Here is a 16,147-nt window from a genome sequence, read left to right as displayed (position 1 = left end):
TTCCGGGTTTATGTCCGTGATGTGTAGCGGGATCATCTTGCCGAAATAAATCGTCACCTAGAGGGATTACTATTCAGGGAGGTTAAGATGGGCAACCAAACATACGGATTAAATATTTTTCTCTTTTCTTTTACTCGTTTCATCACGGAATTAGGTAGTGGTGTATACAAATTTGCTCTTGCTCTTTACATTGCGGATGTGACGGGTTCTTCTGCTGCATTTGCAACTGTTCTGGGCTTTTCGTATTTGCCAGGGGTGCTGATTAATATTTTTGCAGGTGCCTATATTGATAGACACAACAAGAAAAAGATTATGATTGTCACCGAGCTGTTAAGCGGTGCGCTCGTTCTCTTGTTTTTACTGTTTTTCCTCCAGTTTCCCACGAATCTATGGCTGTTTGTCGGATACGCCTTCGTGATCAGTACCATTCAGGCTTTTACGTATCTCGCTTTGCAAGCATCCATTCCTGAGCTGGTAGATGAGGACAGAGTAGGAAGCATGAACTCTATTTACCAAGCAATCAGCGCCATTCTCAATGTAGCGGGTCCTTTGGTAGGGGCGATTGCCTATCGTTTAATGGGGATGGAAATGATTTTGCTGATTGATGGTCTTTCTTTTATCGGAGCAGGTATCTTGCAAATGTTTCTCCGTTTCCGCAAGGCCGAGGTAGTACAGGAGACAACGCAAAGCTATACAGAAACAATCAAGGAAGTCTTCCAATATATCCGAGAACAGGTTGTTATCAAGTACTTGTTCCTGATTTTCCTTTTGCTCAACTTTATTTTCCCTCCGCTCATGTATGTGGGGCTGCTGCATATTGCCTATCGAGTCGAAAAAGTATCGATGGAGCAATTCTCCTTTATTCAGTCCTCCTGGTTTATTGGGATCATTATCGGAGCGGCTATTGTCTCGATGAAAAAGGTAAGCAAATACGTTGAGAATAAAATCTTCCTTTTGATTCAAGTGCAAGGGATTCTCTTGATGTCGTGGATCTTTCCGATTTTTGTTCCGGAAACGAGTAACGCCTCGTGGATCATTACGGGCGTGTTTGTCGGGATTTTATTGGTCTCCGCCATCTTCAACTCCATGGGGAACATCCCGATCTTTACCTTTGTTCAATTGAACACGCCTGAGCATTTGCGTGCCAGCATGTTTGGTGTGGTCGGCACTTTTACCGGAGTGGCCGTACCGTTTGGGATCTGGTTGTACGGTATTTTACTGGAGGCCGTTTATTGGCCGTATCTCGTCTTGGCCTCAGGTGCCGTCATTTTCGTGATCGCCTTGATCGCTCATCTGAACAAGCAAGTGAGTCAATACTTTAAGAAAAAAGAAGAACAGGTTGTTGCTACAGACAAGTCTGCTTGAGCAAGGTCACGATAACGATAACGAGAGAGAATAGGATGTCAGCTTCATTCAAAAAGACAATGACAAAACTACTGGAGGACTCTACGTGAAGAGTATGCACTATGTCGTTTTGACCGTTGTACTGATGTTCATCACGGGATGTGGAGTCGAAACGAAACAGGAGACGGAGCAAACGAAACAAAAGGTAGTACAGGTGCACACGGTAAAACAGACGGATTCCTTGCCGATCCCTCTTACTGCTATCGTTGAATACAAACAGGAGAGCCACTTAGCCTTTGGGGCTTCTGGTACGATTGAACGAATGAACGTAACAAAAGGGGCAAAGGTGACACAGGGCCAGGTATTAAGTTCATTAAATACGAACTATTATCAAAAAGGGCTGGAAGCGGCACAAAGTCAGGTTCAAAGTGCATCTGCGTTGCGTTCAAAAACGTTGCAAGGAGCAAGCGCGGACCTCATCAGCAAGCAACGCTTGGCAGTGGACAGCCAGGAAAAGCGTTTGAAGGATGCGCAGCGGAAATGGGAGACAGCCCGGGAGCTGTTTAAGGGCGGCGCTATTTCGCAGAGTGAGCTGGACAGTGCGCAGTCGGAAAAAGAGCAAATCGAGATTTCGCTACAAGAGGCGCGAATTACGTTGGATAAGCTGCTAAAAGGTGCGGAAGTCAACGAGATTGCTAGTGCGGATGCCAATCTGAAACAAGCAGCCAGTGAAGTAGAGCTCGCAAAGAAAACCCTTCAAGAAACGCAACTCGTCGCACCGTTTAGTGGTACGGTCATCGATGTGACCCAAAAGGCAGGCAGTCTTGCTCAGCCTGGTCAAAGTATCATTCACCTTGTCGACGGCTCGGAAGTGAAGCTAAAGGTCGATGTCCCATTGGATGTGAGGGAAAACTACAAGCAAGGGGACACGGTGCCTGTGGCAGTGGAGGGAAAGGCTAAAATAACAGGGACCATAACATTTATCTCGCCCGTTCTCAACGAGGAAACGGGGAAGTATCTAGTAGAGATAGCTGTTTCCAATAAAGACAACGTGTTGATCGAGGGGATGGTCGCGACTGTAGAGATGTCACGCAAAGTAAACGGGATGCTCGTACCCGTCCAAAGCGTGGGCATTAAAGAAACACAGCGCTTCGTCATGGTTGTCGAGAATGGTGTACTCAAGAGACGCGACGTGGAAGTTGGGCAAATTATTGGAAATAACGTTGAGATTTTATCGGGTTTACAGTCAGGCAATCAAATCCTAATCTCCGGCATAACGTACTACGCCGAAGGAGAAGTCGTTACGGTGAAAGGGGAGTAACCGATGGACAAGGTCATTCTCTTTTTGCTGAAACGAAAAGTGATTCTCTATTTGTGTACATTCCTCATCGTGCTTACGGGAATCGGTGCTCTCTTTTCTTTCCATGTGGAGCTCGTACCGAAAACGAATTTGCCTTGGATAGAAGTGAATATTTCAGGAGGAGCGCTGCCGCCTGAAGAGATGGTGGAAAAAGTCACGAAAAAAATAGAGCAGGAATTGAAATCTGTAGCTGGGATTAAAAACTTCTCATCAAAAACAGGGACGGGGTTTTCTGGAATCTCGATCCTTGCTGAGGATGGGGAAGGTGAAAAGGTCAAGCAAGAGACCCAAAATATTGTGAATCGGCTACGCAACGAATTTCCCAAAGTAGTGGATACCGTAACCGTCACGCAAACGAATTTAGGTGACGAGGACTTAATCGACTACGCAATAGTGGGTGCCGATACACAGACCATGCTCACCTTGCTAAAAACGACCATTAAGGATCGAATAGAATCCGTCCCGGGTGTGAAGGAAGTGGTCGTATCCGAGGACGGTTTTGAAAATAAGGTTGCGATAACATTTCGACCTGAACGGCTTACTACCTATCGAACGACACCAGCAGATGTTGTTGGTCAGCTACAGGGTACGAATTGGAAAAAAGCCGTGGGGATATTGGAAAATCCCGGGTTCGACACGGTTGTGATGATTGACAACAGCTTAAAGAATGTAGAAGAGTTCAAAAGCGTTTTGATCAAGACACCCAAGGGCAAGGTTGCACTCGAACAACTGGCATCGGTGAGTGACTTGCGTGGAAGCGTGAAGGACGCTATTTCCATGACAGAAGGAAACCTCTTTGTACAAATGAGTGTAAAGCGCGCTGCAGGGAGTGACCTCATCACCACACAGAAGAAAGTCGAGGAAGTTGTGAGGCAAATCAATGAGGAAGCGGGTGGAAGCTATGAGCTAAGAGTCATGTTTGAATCCGTCTCCTTTATTAAAAAAGCGATCACCAATTTGAGTCGAGATGTTGTCATTGGGGGAATATTGGCAATCCTCGTGCTCTGGGTATTCCTGCGAAATTGGCGTGTGACAATGGTCATCGCAACGACGCTGCCTCTCTCTATCCTGATGACGTTCATCGCACTGAAAGCAGCCGGATATAACATTGACATGGTGGTATTGATATCACTGAGCTTGTCGATCGGATTGATTGTTGACGCCGCGATCGTTGTTCTGGAGAGTATTTATCATTTGAGAGAAAAAGGAATGCAGCTGAGACAGGCCATCGTTCAGGGCTCAAAAGAGGTGATAGCACCTGTATTTGCTTCCCAATTAACCTTGATTGTTGTGTTTTTACCGCTAGTGGTCGCGGATTTTGAACAGTGGCTGAAGCCTATTCTTCATACCATTGCGTTTACCGTTACCTCTACCATTCTTGCGTCAACGATTGCAGCTTTTCTGTTTGTTCCGATTTTTTCAGAGCGTTTTCTCCAACATGATAAACAGTTGCAGACCCCTAGCGAAGAAGGGAAAAATCGCATTGTTTCTCTTTTCCAGCGATTACTGTCGTTAACCCTTCGTCATCGAGTTCTCACATTGCTGGTCGCTCTTGGAGTTTTTGTAGGGGCCTTGAGTCTCTTCCCTTTGATTAAAATAGGAAACGGCTTGAATGCCAATGAGAATCAAATTTTTGCGACGTTAACAATGCCGGATGGCACTAGCTTGGAACAGGCGCGAACAGCAGCAGTTGAAGCGGAAAAGACGTTAAGAGAGCTGTCCGATGTGAATCAAGTCTTTTTTACGGCAAAGAAAGAGACAGTGGAGTTAAATATTACATTAGTGACCAAGTCGCAACGAACTCAAGAGAAAGAAGAATTTATGCAAGAAGTAAACGGTCGCTTGAATGCGATTGACGGTGTGGAACAAACGAGTATGACATTTGGATTCTCAGGTAAATCTGCACCCATTGAGTTGCAGGTTGCGGGCGAAGATTTGGAGGTTTCGCGGGCGATTTTCGCAAAAGTAGAAGAAATGCTGGCGAGCATCCCTGGTGTAGTCAACATTCGGAATGACTTCGAAAGAGGGAAGGAAAAAGTAACGCTTACACCGAAGCAGGAGGCAATGTCTCAATTACAGGTTGACTCCGATTCCTTGGACAGCCAAATCAGCATGCTGCTTGGGGAGCAGCCCCTATCCACAATCAGTCAAAATGGTATCGAAACTTCGATTGTTGCCAGATTTCCAGAGACATGGGTGACACATCCTGACCAGCTCCAGCAGATCATGATACGAACAGAAACAGGCACGCAGGTGCCGTTACACCAGCTGGTTGATTTTCATTTCAGCAAATCGCCGATTACGATCAAACATGAAAAAGGAGAACAAATCATCACGGTATCCGCAGAACTGTTGGGCACAGATATTGGTACGGTGGGCAGACAAATAAATGAGAAGCTGGGTACAGTGGAAATGCCTGCTGGATACAAGATCGAGATCGCTGGTGATTTGAAGGAACAGAATAACACCTTTACGCAAGGAATTCTCGTTTTGATAGCGGTCATCTCCCTTATTTATGTGATTATGGTGGCACAGTTTGGGAGGCTATCTCAGCCGTTTATTATCATGCTGTCGTTGCCAATGGCCTTGGTGGGAGTCATTCTCGGATTCGTGGTCACGCAGCGAACTTTTGGTGAGATGGCGATGATTGGGCTCATCATGCTGGTAGGAATTGTTGTTTCCAATGCGATTCTGTTAATTGACAGAATCAATCTGCTCCGCTCACGGGGGATGGGATTGGACGAAGCGATTGTACAGGGCACGCGAGATCGTGTTCGTCCGGTAATCATGACCAAACTGACAGCGATCCTCGGTATGCTGCCGATGGGACTCGCTGTTGCGGAAGGAGCGGAACTAGAGGCGCCGCTTGCTACCGGGGTAATTGCGGGATTGATTTTTCACACGCTCGTAACGCTTGTATTGGTTCCTGTTCTTTATTCGATCTTTGAGGGGATTCGCGAAAAGAGAGTAGCGCGAAAAAAAGCAACTCGCATTGCTGATATGTAAAAAGGAAAACGGGGCACGGCGCTGGCGAACCAGCGTTGTGCCCTGTAACCACTTCATAGAGCCGAATAGCATGACGACAGGTGAGTCGACCAAGGGTGAAACACAACGATTTCTTTGTAACAAAATATTGGATGATTGCCATGTTGCTTGGTCACACTAAGGTGGGAGGTGTAACCATGGAACGAACCATTCAGGTCAATGGTGAGGATTATCATTTCGAGTCAACATATGATGGGGATTCACAGTACAACGTACAAGTACGATGTGGCAAAAAAGTGGTATCGAGTTTCAAAATCTCGGCCGGATCGGAAAGTGAAGTGTTTGAGGCAGCCCGTGCTCATTTCAGTGCCGATAAGGAACTGGGCAATCTAAATGGATAGAGATTGGTCTCGGAACGCAGCTTGCGAATGCAGGGCTGCGGTTTTTTCTTGCGTAAAAGGAAGTCTCATGATAAGGTTATTTTGTTTCCGCGGAAACAAAAGTCGAAATAGATAAGGAGCTGATGCTGCATTGGACCCTAAAAAAAAGCTTTGGAATCGATGGATCACCTTCCTACATAAGCAGGAGGAGCGCAGCAAGCTACGTGAAGAATTGCTATTGCGCCAGATCAAAAACAGTGTACCTGATTATGATAAAGTTGGAAGGTTATCCGTAACAGAGCTCCACGTCCTTCAAGAGGTAGGGGGAAAAGATCGAGTCAATGTTACGACAATTGCACAGCATATTGGGGTAACTAAGAGTGCGATATCCAAAATAACAGTCAAACTTTTGAAGAAAGGATTACTCGAGCGCTATCAGCTCGAAGACAATCAGAAGGAAGTTTTTTTCAGGCTGACATCAGTAGGGGAGATGGTAAACGAGATTCACGAACACTACCATCAACGCCTGGAGAATGATGTGTACCGATTCTTGGATAGGTATACTCCCGATGAATTGGCATTTTTGGATGAGGTCATAAGAGAAGCAACAGAAGATTAGGAGAAACATACAACGGGTGTTCATTATTTTTTTTACGAAAATTGTTTCCAAGGACACAATGTTAAAGAGATAAGAGGAGAGTAACTATGAATCCAAAAAAAGTACTGTACCTACTTGGGATAACACTTATGCTAGGTATGTTCGCGCAAAATTTGTTCATGCCTATTTTACCAGCCATGCAAAAAGAGTTTCAGACGAGTGCAGCCATGATTAACTGGACCGTTTCAATCTTTACCGTCATGCTTGCGATTATGCAAATCATCTACGGACCATTTATCGATCGGTTCGGCCGGAAACGTGTCATGATACCTGCCCTGATCCTATTTACGATCGCGTCAATCGGATGCTATCTGGTCGATTCTATTTATGGATTACTATTTTTCCGAGCTTTACAAGGGGCTGGCTTTGCTGCCATTCCGATCGTAGCCGCAACGATTATTGGAGATATATTTACAGGAGTCCAACGTGCATCTGCGATGGGTACTTATCAGATGCTGCTTGCGCTCAGTCCGGCACTTGGTCCACTGTTAGGAGGCTGGATTGGCGGTATCGGCGGACATTCTGCGGTCTTTTTGTTTTTGGCGATTTGTGCAGTCTTTCTCGTCGGCATCAATGCGATATGGTTACCCGAAACCAAAAAGGCTCAAGCTACATCATCAGGCGGCTTTACACGAGGGTCTTTCCGTAATATTTTGCTCCACCCAGTCGGAGCATCTGTCATTTTGATCGGTTTTAGCCAAATGTACGCCTATTATTGCTTCCTGCTTTTTCTCCCTGTCCAATTGACGAACCATTACGCAGTCTCCGTTGAAATAATCGGTTTGGTTTTCTTGCTCGTGTCAGTCGTCTTTATTATCAGTAGCAAGCTGTCTGCTGTCTTGCAAAATCGATGGGGAGCACGTAAAACATTACTGGTGACGACCGGTTCAAATGCTTTGGCGATGTTTCTTTTTATGACTGCGGCGGATGTTTCTTTTCTCCTGCTTGTACTAACAAGTACGCTGTTTGCCTTAACCTTAGGTGTAGGTATGCCTGCACATACAATTTTGCTATCCGAAGAATTTGAAGCAGAGCGTGCAACGTCCATTGGTGTGTATAATTTCATCCGCTATACAGGGATGGCTGCAGGTCCGGTTGTAGGTGCGATGCTGTTAGAATGGGGAGGGGTCTGGCTTGATTTTGGGATGGCTGGTATCCTCATTGCTTTGGCGACCTTATTCGCACAGCAAAAGGTGAGAAGAACCACATTGAACATGCAAGCGAAGCTCTAATGTTCGGACAGACTTTTCATGTTCGGCTAAATATGCTACAACAGGGATGAAACAATGGAGCGGGAGGAGCAATCAAAAGATGCAGCATCAAGAAGAACGGGACCCGAGGGTACTGATTGCAGGTATTAGCGAAAATCCGTCTAGCATCCAGTCATTAACCGAAGGCGAATGCCTTACATTCCTGCAAATGCTCGAACAGCAACGCCTCGAACATCCAGACGAAGAGCTTGATTTGGCTGAGGCGATGGTGCTGACGCGGATGTCTGCTTTGCGAATGCATAAAACAGGAGGCCATACACTTGCAGCTGAATGGGTCGATCGTGCGCTTCAACTAGCCCCTGATTATCGCTACGCGAGAGAGGTTAAGCTCGAGTTGTATTTTTCTCAGTTGCGATCGCATGTCTTTCTCACTGAATTCAAATCTGTGCGTGAAACAGATAATGTCGTCATGCGCAGGAGAACAGTTGAAGTGCTGGCGGAGCAAGCAACCAATGAGCTGGCGGAAATCACGAAGTGGCGCGCTCTTGCGGAGGAGACGCTACTGGCAGCGCAACAGTGGAACGATTCGGAGGCGGAAGCTACGGCTGCTGGCCTCGTGCTGTTATACACAGAACGACAAAATTTATTAGTACAATTGCAAGAACGTGTTCAAGCGTATGGAGCGTCTTTATCCGGGGTCTTTTACTCGAGTGAAATGCTTGTCCAATTGCAAGAAACGATTCGCGCTTTAACGAACCAGCAAGACCAGAAAGAAAACCTTCTGCCGCAAAGGAACGAAAGGATAGAAGATCGCGAAAAAGCGCCTCAGCAAGATTTGAGTGCGTTAGAGCAATTGGAGCAGTTGATCGGCTTGGACGAGATCAAACAGCGGGTTCGGCAGTTGGCGCAATTTCTGCAATATCGCCAGCTGCGTGAAGAAAAGGGCTGGCATATGAAAGACCAGCTCCCCTTACATCTCGTACTGATGGGGAACCCAGGCACGGGGAAGACGACTTTGGCTCGCTTGATCGCCAAGCTGTATCAAGAGCTCGGGTTGTTGGCAAAAGGACAGCTCATCGAGGTAGATCGTTCTCAGTTGGTCGGGGCTTACGTGGGACAGACAGAGCAGCGCGTCATGGATGCGATCAAGCAGGCAGACGGCGGCGTTCTGTTTATCGATGAGGCATACAGCTTGAAGCGCCCGGATAGCTCTGGCAGTGATTACGGACAAGTGGCGATTGACACCCTTGTATCTGCTATGACAAGCGGCGAGTATGCAGGACGCTTCGTCGTAATGCTGGCGGGCTATCCGGAAGAAATGCGTCATTTTTTGTACGCCAATCCTGGACTAAATAGCCGTTTTCCAGAGACGGGCCACTTTTTGCTGCCGGACTATCAGGCGGACGAACTGGTACAAATCGCAGAGGAAGTAGCCGGACGGAACGATTTTACTCTGACAGAGGCGGCAAAAATTACGTTGGGTCAGCGCATTGAAAAAGCGCAAGTAGACGAGACGTTTGGCAATGCACGGGCAGTCACTAATATCGTACTCGATGCGATCTTTGCCAAAGGGCGCGAGACAGACGGTAAGGAACTGAAATGGGATGACTTTACGATTCTGAAACCCGAGGATGTACGTGGCTTCGATCCGCCGCAAACAGAAAGAAATGCGGAAGCTCGACTGCAAGCGTTGATTGGTCTTGCTCAAGTGAAGACGGAGCTGAAAAAAATCGCTGCGTATGTGTCTGTCCAGCAAGAACGCGAAGCTAGAGGCTTGCCGAAAAGTCCGATTGAACTGCATGCCGTCTTTACTGGAAATCCAGGAACAGGGAAGACGACAGTGGCACAGCTGTATGCGAAGATTTTACAAGAAATCGGCTATTTGAAACGCGGTCATCTTGTTACAGCGAGTAGAGCCGACTTGGTAGCGGGGTATGTCGGACAGACCGCAGCGCTTACACGACGAAAAGTTCGCGAAGCGTTGGGTGGCGTCTTGTTTATCGATGAAGCGTATTCGCTGCTGGGCGGAGGAGAGCGAGATTTTGGGCAGGAAGCGGTTGATACGCTCGTAGAGGAGATGACCAAACACGAAGAGAATCTGGTCGTGGTCCTCGCAGGCTACCCTCTCGAAATGAATACGTTAATGATGAGCAACCCTGGACTTTTGTCGCGTTTTAAAAAATACATTGCGTTCCCAGACTACACCGTGAAGGAACTCGTGCACATTCTTGAACAGGCTGCATGTGAGGTGGGGTATGCGATTGAGAAGACCGTGCTGGAAAAGATCTCACAGTCTTTGGAAAAAGCAGTCAGTGATCATCGATTGAATGGCAACGGTCGTTTTAGCCATAACCTGTTGCAAGAGGCGATCCAAAACCAGGCTGTACGACTGATGGATATTCCGAAGCAGGAATGGAATCAGGAAATGCTGATGCAGTTGGCATGGGCCGATTTTCAACCGCTATTACAGTGGACAGTAGAAGAAAATGGGGCAAAAAATTAGTTTTTGTCCCATGTCTATGCCTTCTTACTCTTTTGACAATTCACCCTTTCTCTTATAATGGATAGAAATGGTTTTCATATGCCATGGGGGAGGGGTGTTTGGTTTGCGAAAAAAATGGCAGGCAGCTTTATGCACGACACTTGTTCTGACACTTTCTCTGGAGGGCATTCCGGCGGATGCCAAGCAAGAGGGAGAGCGTCGGGGCAACATCCAGATCGAAGCGGATAAGGGTCTTGCATTGGACAAGCTTTCGTCGAAGAAGAGAGAGTCTGAGCTCGTCGTTATTCAGTTATCTGGTCCTGTTCGTGAGGAGTGGAAAGAAGAACTGGAAAATCTCGGCGTCACGCTTGGTGATTACATACCGGATTATGCATTCATCGCAAAATTGGAAAATGAACAGGTAAGAAAGGAAGTCGAGGAGCTGTCCTTTGTCGAAGAGGTTATGGCTTATACGCCGAAGTCAAAGGTATCGTCCGAGCTTCGCTTTGAAGGAGGCAACAGAGAGCGGGTCGAGGTTGCCGTCATCGGTTTCAATCAACGGGTGGACATGTATCGAACGATGACGAAAATGACGGAGGATCAAGATATACGAGATATTCAAACACCAGAGGATGCTCCGCATATTTCAATCGCTAAGATGGATCAGGAAACGATTGAACAAGTGATCGAATCAGATGATGTCATTGCGGTTGTCCCCGTGCCAGAAAACAAGTTGCACAATGATGTGGCAGCTACCATCATTCATTCGGACAAGCTGGCCTCGACAGGGTACACAGGCAAGGGACAAATTGTCGGAGGCGCTGATACCGGACTTGATACAGGAAAGCTCCAAACGATGCATCCAGATTTTAAAGGCCAAATTGAGAAACTCATTTCACTTGGCCGACCGAATGATGCGAGTGATGTCCACGGTCATGGTACGCATGTAGCCGGCTCCATTGTAGGCACAGGAGCAGCATCAAATGGACAGTATAAAGGAACGGCACCAGGTGCCAAGGTCGTATTTCATTCCATAGAGAATGCGAAAGGAAAGCTCGAAACGGATGTCGAGACCATTTTGCAGGAAGCATACGAAGAGGGAGCCCGCATTCACTCCAATTCATGGGGGGCGAATGATAAGGGAGAGTACAGCCTGTCATCGCTACTGTTTGATCGCTTTTTATGGGAGCATCCAGATATGACGGTGCTTGTTGCGGCTGGAAACGAAGGCGAGAAGGGTTATAAAACGATTGGGAGCCCAGCCACGGCTAAAAACGTCATTGCCGTTGGCGCTACGGAAAATGTTCGTCCCAACTTGGGGAAGAACTCCGATAAAGCGGACGACGTGTGGGTATCGAGTAGTCGTGGATTAACAGGCGACGGGCGTTTGAAACCGGATATTGTCGCGCCCGGTACAGCGATCTTGTCCACGCGGTCTTCACTGGCACCGAGCAAAAATTTCTACAAGCGTTTTAACGAACAGTACGCGTATATGAACGGCACGAGCATGGCTACGCCAATTTTAGCGGGCGGTGTGGCACAAATCCGGGAATTTTTGCAGGAAGAAGGGGAAAAAAACCCGAGTGGTGCATTAGTAAAAGCCATGCTGTTGACGAGTGCAGACAACTTGGATGAAGATATGCGAGAGCAAGGCTTCGGACGAGCCAATCTGGCAAATGCGATTGAAACGAGCTACAAGGACGAGAAGGACGGCATTCGCACGCGTGAAAAAGTTACGTATAAGGTCAAGGTCTCAGATGATTCCAAGCCGTTAGCAATTACGCTTGCGTGGACGGATTATCCCGCTGCCATTGTCGCAAAGCGTGCACTCGTCAACGATTTGAATCTGAAAGTGACGACACCGAGTGGAGAAAAGCTGAACGGCAACGACTTTTTTGAGGCACCGTACAACGACGAAGTGGACAACCTCAACAACGTCGAGCAAGTATGGATTACCGAGCCGGAACAGGGAACCTACACCGTGACGGTCGAAGGTTATAACATCCCGAAAGGACCTCAGCCGTATGCGCTCGCAACTACGGGAAAATGGCAAAAGGCCGATGAAGAGGGAGAGGAAGAGGAAAAGGAAAAGCCACCGGTTGAACAGAAGCCTTTCCGAACAGGAAAGCTGACGAAGAAGCAGAAATACATGGATTATTCCATTCGTGTCAATAAGCCTGGGGATTTGGAATTGTCCGTAGACTGGAATGAGGATGCAGATGTCGATTTGTACGTGTATAACAGTCGTTCAAAAGAGCTTGCTTCTGCCACAACGTCCAGCAATCCTGAGCAACTAACGGTGAATATCGAACAAACTGGTCTGTACAAAATCCGGGTTGTGCTAACGGAAGGCAAAGAAGCGAATTATCGCATGTATATGAATAAGCCGGGAAAATAAATCAAAGACACAACCTTCGTCTTCTGAACAGATGATAGGTTGTGTCTTTTTAGTGTTGTTCTTCTTTGCTTAACCACTCCTGTGCACGCATGGCGATTTCCAGGCAAATTCTGTTTTGGGTTGCCGTGTAATCCTCACCGAGAATTTCTTCGATTTTTTCCAAGCGATGATAGAGCGTTTGACGATGAATGAACAGTTTTTCCGCAGCTTCCTGCTTGGACAGGTTACTATCCAAATAGACACGCAGCGTATGAACGAGCGAGGAGCCATGTGCTTGGTCATGGGCTAACAGCGGGCCGAGGTAATCGCTGATGAAGGTCTTTAGCACAGGCTCACTAGGTACGTGGAACAGGAGTCGGAACAATCCTAGATCAGCGAAAAACGGACTGGATGATTCCTGACAAAAAGCCAGTGCCTGTTCCGCCTCCGCGAGGTGCCGCCCAGCGTCTGACAACCGTTTTCCGGCTCGACTGACGCCCATTCGTATGGGAACATCCGCGCCTAGCATTTGCGTCATGATCCTTTTGACCTCGCGAAAGGCTTTTTCCAGGGTGCGACGGGAATCTGCAAGCGGTCGTTGTTCGATCAGCAAAAAGTAAAACCGATGGCCCATGCAGCGTATGAAAGGACGAAAGTGATGACGAGTCAATAGTGAACGGAAGATAGCCGTCAGATCGTGCGGTGGAAGGGAATCCTCGGCCAGGTTCTTCGGCTTCTCAAACGATAAAATAATCATGTGATAGCCAGTTGCTTTACTGTTGCCTGTGATACCGAGCAAGGAACGCATTTGTTCCTCTGGTATGGAGCGATTGGCAATCAAATCATCAAACAGACGGTTTTCCGTAGCAAGTGCCTGTTCCTCCACAAACATTTTCCGCATTAAAATTTGGGCCATCGCACTGACCGTATTGTCTAAGGTCAAGAGCAAATACTCATCTGGACTGCGTTCATACAAAACAATGCCGACATAAGCGAGCACGTGCCCCATTGCCATCACGGGTTGATAGGCAAGCTGCCTGGTCGTAGATAGAGAAAGAAAGCGGACGCCAGCTTCACTACTATCCAGTTCGGAAAAATGGGACCGCATTAAATCGCTCATTTCCACTGCAACATCATGCGGAACCACCGGAGCAAATTGTGTCGAGCCATCTGGGGCGTAATAGAAGACCTGCGTCTGAACCGCCACCTGAAAATGCTGCAATAGCTTGAGTATGCCCGCTGCCTGCAGGCTGAGCTGTTGCAAACTGCGAGAGTAGGCTTCGAGATTGCGGAGTGCTTGCATCTGCGCATGGATCAAATGCTCGTGCAAATCTTGCGTGATGTCCACAAAGCGGACAGGCCGTTGAAAGACGAGCAACGGAAACTGGTGGTGGTTCGCCAGCTCGAGCATATCTTCAGGGATGGACGGGATGTAACGTCCCAGCTCGATGCACAGCCCGACTGCTTTTCGCCGAATCAGCTCTGTTAAATAGGCAAGTCGCTTTTCCTTTTCTTCGCCAAATCCTAGTCCGGTTGACAGGATCAGCTCACCGCCATTTAAAAACTGTCCCGTATCAGCAGTCTCCAAGACGTGAACCCAGCGAACAGGACGGGACAGACCACGATGCCCCGCCACCACTTGGGCATGTTGAAACAAAGGACGCTTGATGATTTCTGCAATGGTCAGACGCAAATCGTTGCTCATCAGGATCACCTCTTCATTTGCACTATGTAAGATTAACCCTACGGAATGCGTTACGTTTTGTCTAGTGCTGACAGGCGTTATTTTTGGATAAAATGAAATTGTCAATTAATTGATCGTGAGGAGTTGAAGGGATGAACACAGCTATCGTTGGAAATCCGTTGAAAAACTACATCGGGGGCCAGTGGGTAGATTCACTGACGACACGTTTTGAGGATGTACCGAATCCGGCAACAGGAGAATTGTTGTCACGCGTACCACTGTCGACGAGAGAAGATGTGGACAAGGCTGTTGCTGCTGCAAAGGAAGCATTTGTGAGCTGGAGTGCTACCCCTGTCGTGGATCGCGCGCGCATTATGTTTCGTTTTCATAGTCTTCTCGTCAAGCACGAGGATGAACTGGCCCGGATGATCACCATGGAGAACGGCAAAAATCTCCCTGAGGCACAAGCAGAGCTATTGCGTGGGCTGGAAATGGTAGAGTTCGCTTGTGGGATGCCGACGCTGATGATGGGAGAAACATTGCCTAATATCGCAAACAGCATCGACAGTCAGGTGATCCGCTTTCCATTGGGGGTAGTCGGCGGGATTACACCGTTTAACTTCCCTGTGATGGTCCCGATGTGGATGTACCCGATTGCGATTACCGCAGGAAATACGTTTATCCTGAAGCCTTCGGAGCGAACGCCGCTGTCTTCGATTCGAATTGCCGAACTGCTAAAGGAAGCAGGGCTGCCAGACGGTGTATTCAATGTGGTAAACGGAGCGCATGATGTCGTCAATGGTCTGTTGGAGCATCCGGACGTAAAAGCGATCTCATTTGTCGGCTCGCAACCGGTTGCAGAATACGTGTACAAGACAGCAGCGACGAACGGGAAGCGCGTGCAAGCATTGGCAGGGGCGAAAAATCATCATTTGGTCATGCCAGACACGGATTTGAAGCGGGCGGCAAAAACAATTACGAGCTCCGCATTCGGCTGTGCAGGAGAGCGGTGTATGGCAGCCAGCGCTGTAGTAGCTGTCGAGGAGATTGCCGACGAGCTGATCGCGCATCTGATCGAGGAAGCGAATGCTCTCGCGATGGGGAATGGTTTGGAGGAGGGCATCGACCTCGGTCCTGTCATCCGTGATTCGCACTTGTCTAAAGTACATGACTATATCGAAAAAGGTGTCGCGTCTGGTGCCGCTCTGGTTCGCGATGGTCGTGAGGAAGCGCAAAAGTTGCCGGATGGCTACTTCCTCGGGCCAACGATTTTTGACAAGGCAGATGCCGAAATGGTCATTGTCCGCGACGAGATTTTCGCGCCTGTCTTGAGTGTCATGCGTGTAAAGGACTTTGAAGAGGGCTTGGAGACGATCAGTCGCTCCCGTTTTGGCAATGGCGCGACCATCTATACGAACAACGGAAAATGGGGAAGAGAATTCGTTCAACAAGTGGAAGCGGGGATGGTCGGTGTCAATGTAGGGGTGCCTGCTCCGATGGGCTTCTTTGCTTTCTCGGGCTGGAAACAGTCCTTTTACGGTGATTTGCATGCAAATGGAAAAGATGGGGTTCTCTTTTTCACGAAGAAAAAAACGGTCACATCCAGATGGTTCGAAGATGGCGATACCAGCATAGGCTCGCAAAAAGTTTTTGTAAAATAACTGCT

At 47.8% G+C, this 16,147-nt stretch carries 10 protein-coding genes; 9 read left to right on the top strand and 1 reads right to left on the bottom strand.

Annotated features, from left to right (window positions below):
• Positions 1 to 87 precede the first annotated feature (87 nt).
• The 8 genes from BBR47_RS16405 to BBR47_RS16370 all read left to right on the top strand — a co-directional run bounded on the left by BBR47_RS16405 (position 88) and on the right by BBR47_RS16370 (position 12,818).
• Positions 88 to 1,365: an MFS transporter gene (locus tag BBR47_RS16405; RefSeq protein WP_015891546.1), complete on the top strand. Its 1,278-nt coding sequence runs from the start codon at positions 88 to 90 to the stop codon at positions 1,363 to 1,365.
• A 94-nt stretch (positions 1,366 to 1,459) separates the two neighbouring features.
• A complete protein-coding gene (locus tag BBR47_RS16400; protein ID WP_015891545.1) occupies positions 1,460 to 2,665 on the top strand; it encodes an efflux RND transporter periplasmic adaptor subunit in 1,206 nt (401 codons plus the stop codon).
• Positions 2,666 to 2,668: 3 nt separating this feature from the next.
• A complete protein-coding gene (locus BBR47_RS16395) occupies positions 2,669 to 5,710 on the top strand; it encodes an efflux RND transporter permease subunit (protein WP_015891544.1) in 3,042 nt (1,013 codons plus the stop codon).
• 176 nt (positions 5,711 to 5,886) lie between these two features.
• Complete coding sequence (locus BBR47_RS16390) at positions 5,887 to 6,090, top strand: hypothetical protein (protein WP_026043127.1); 204 nt, start codon at positions 5,887 to 5,889, stop codon at positions 6,088 to 6,090.
• Positions 6,091 to 6,220: 130 nt separating this feature from the next.
• Positions 6,221 to 6,688: a MarR family transcriptional regulator gene (locus BBR47_RS16385; protein WP_015891542.1), complete on the top strand. Its 468-nt coding sequence runs from the start codon at positions 6,221 to 6,223 to the stop codon at positions 6,686 to 6,688.
• Between the two features lie 86 nt (positions 6,689 to 6,774).
• Positions 6,775 to 7,959: an MFS transporter gene (locus BBR47_RS16380; protein ID WP_015891541.1), complete on the top strand. Its 1,185-nt coding sequence runs from the start codon at positions 6,775 to 6,777 to the stop codon at positions 7,957 to 7,959.
• Positions 7,960 to 8,038: 79 nt separating this feature from the next.
• Complete coding sequence (locus tag BBR47_RS16375) at positions 8,039 to 10,441, top strand: AAA family ATPase (protein WP_015891540.1); 2,403 nt, start codon at positions 8,039 to 8,041, stop codon at positions 10,439 to 10,441.
• Positions 10,442 to 10,535: 94 nt separating this feature from the next.
• Complete coding sequence (locus BBR47_RS16370; RefSeq protein ID WP_015891539.1) at positions 10,536 to 12,818, top strand: S8 family serine peptidase; 2,283 nt, start codon at positions 10,536 to 10,538, stop codon at positions 12,816 to 12,818.
• Positions 12,819 to 12,867: 49 nt separating this feature from the next.
• Here the strand turns inward: BBR47_RS16370 and BBR47_RS16365 are convergent, their stop codons facing one another.
• Positions 12,868 to 14,502, bottom strand: coding sequence for a PucR family transcriptional regulator (locus BBR47_RS16365; RefSeq protein WP_015891538.1), 1,635 nt, complete (start codon positions 14,500 to 14,502; stop codon positions 12,868 to 12,870).
• A gap of 131 nt (positions 14,503 to 14,633) precedes the next feature.
• Between BBR47_RS16365 and BBR47_RS16360 the strand changes: the two genes are divergently transcribed.
• The gene (locus tag BBR47_RS16360; RefSeq protein WP_015891537.1) at positions 14,634 to 16,142 is read left to right on the top strand and encodes a CoA-acylating methylmalonate-semialdehyde dehydrogenase; all 1,509 of its coding nucleotides are present in this window, start codon (positions 14,634 to 14,636) and stop codon (positions 16,140 to 16,142) included.
• The last annotated feature ends 5 nt before the right edge of the window (positions 16,143 to 16,147 follow it).

Origin of the sequence: Brevibacillus brevis NBRC 100599 (assembly GCF_000010165.1) — a bacterium.
Lineage (GTDB): Bacteria > Bacillota > Bacilli > Brevibacillales > Brevibacillaceae > Brevibacillus > Brevibacillus brevis_D.
This window is presented reverse-complemented; position numbering and strand designations above follow the sequence as displayed.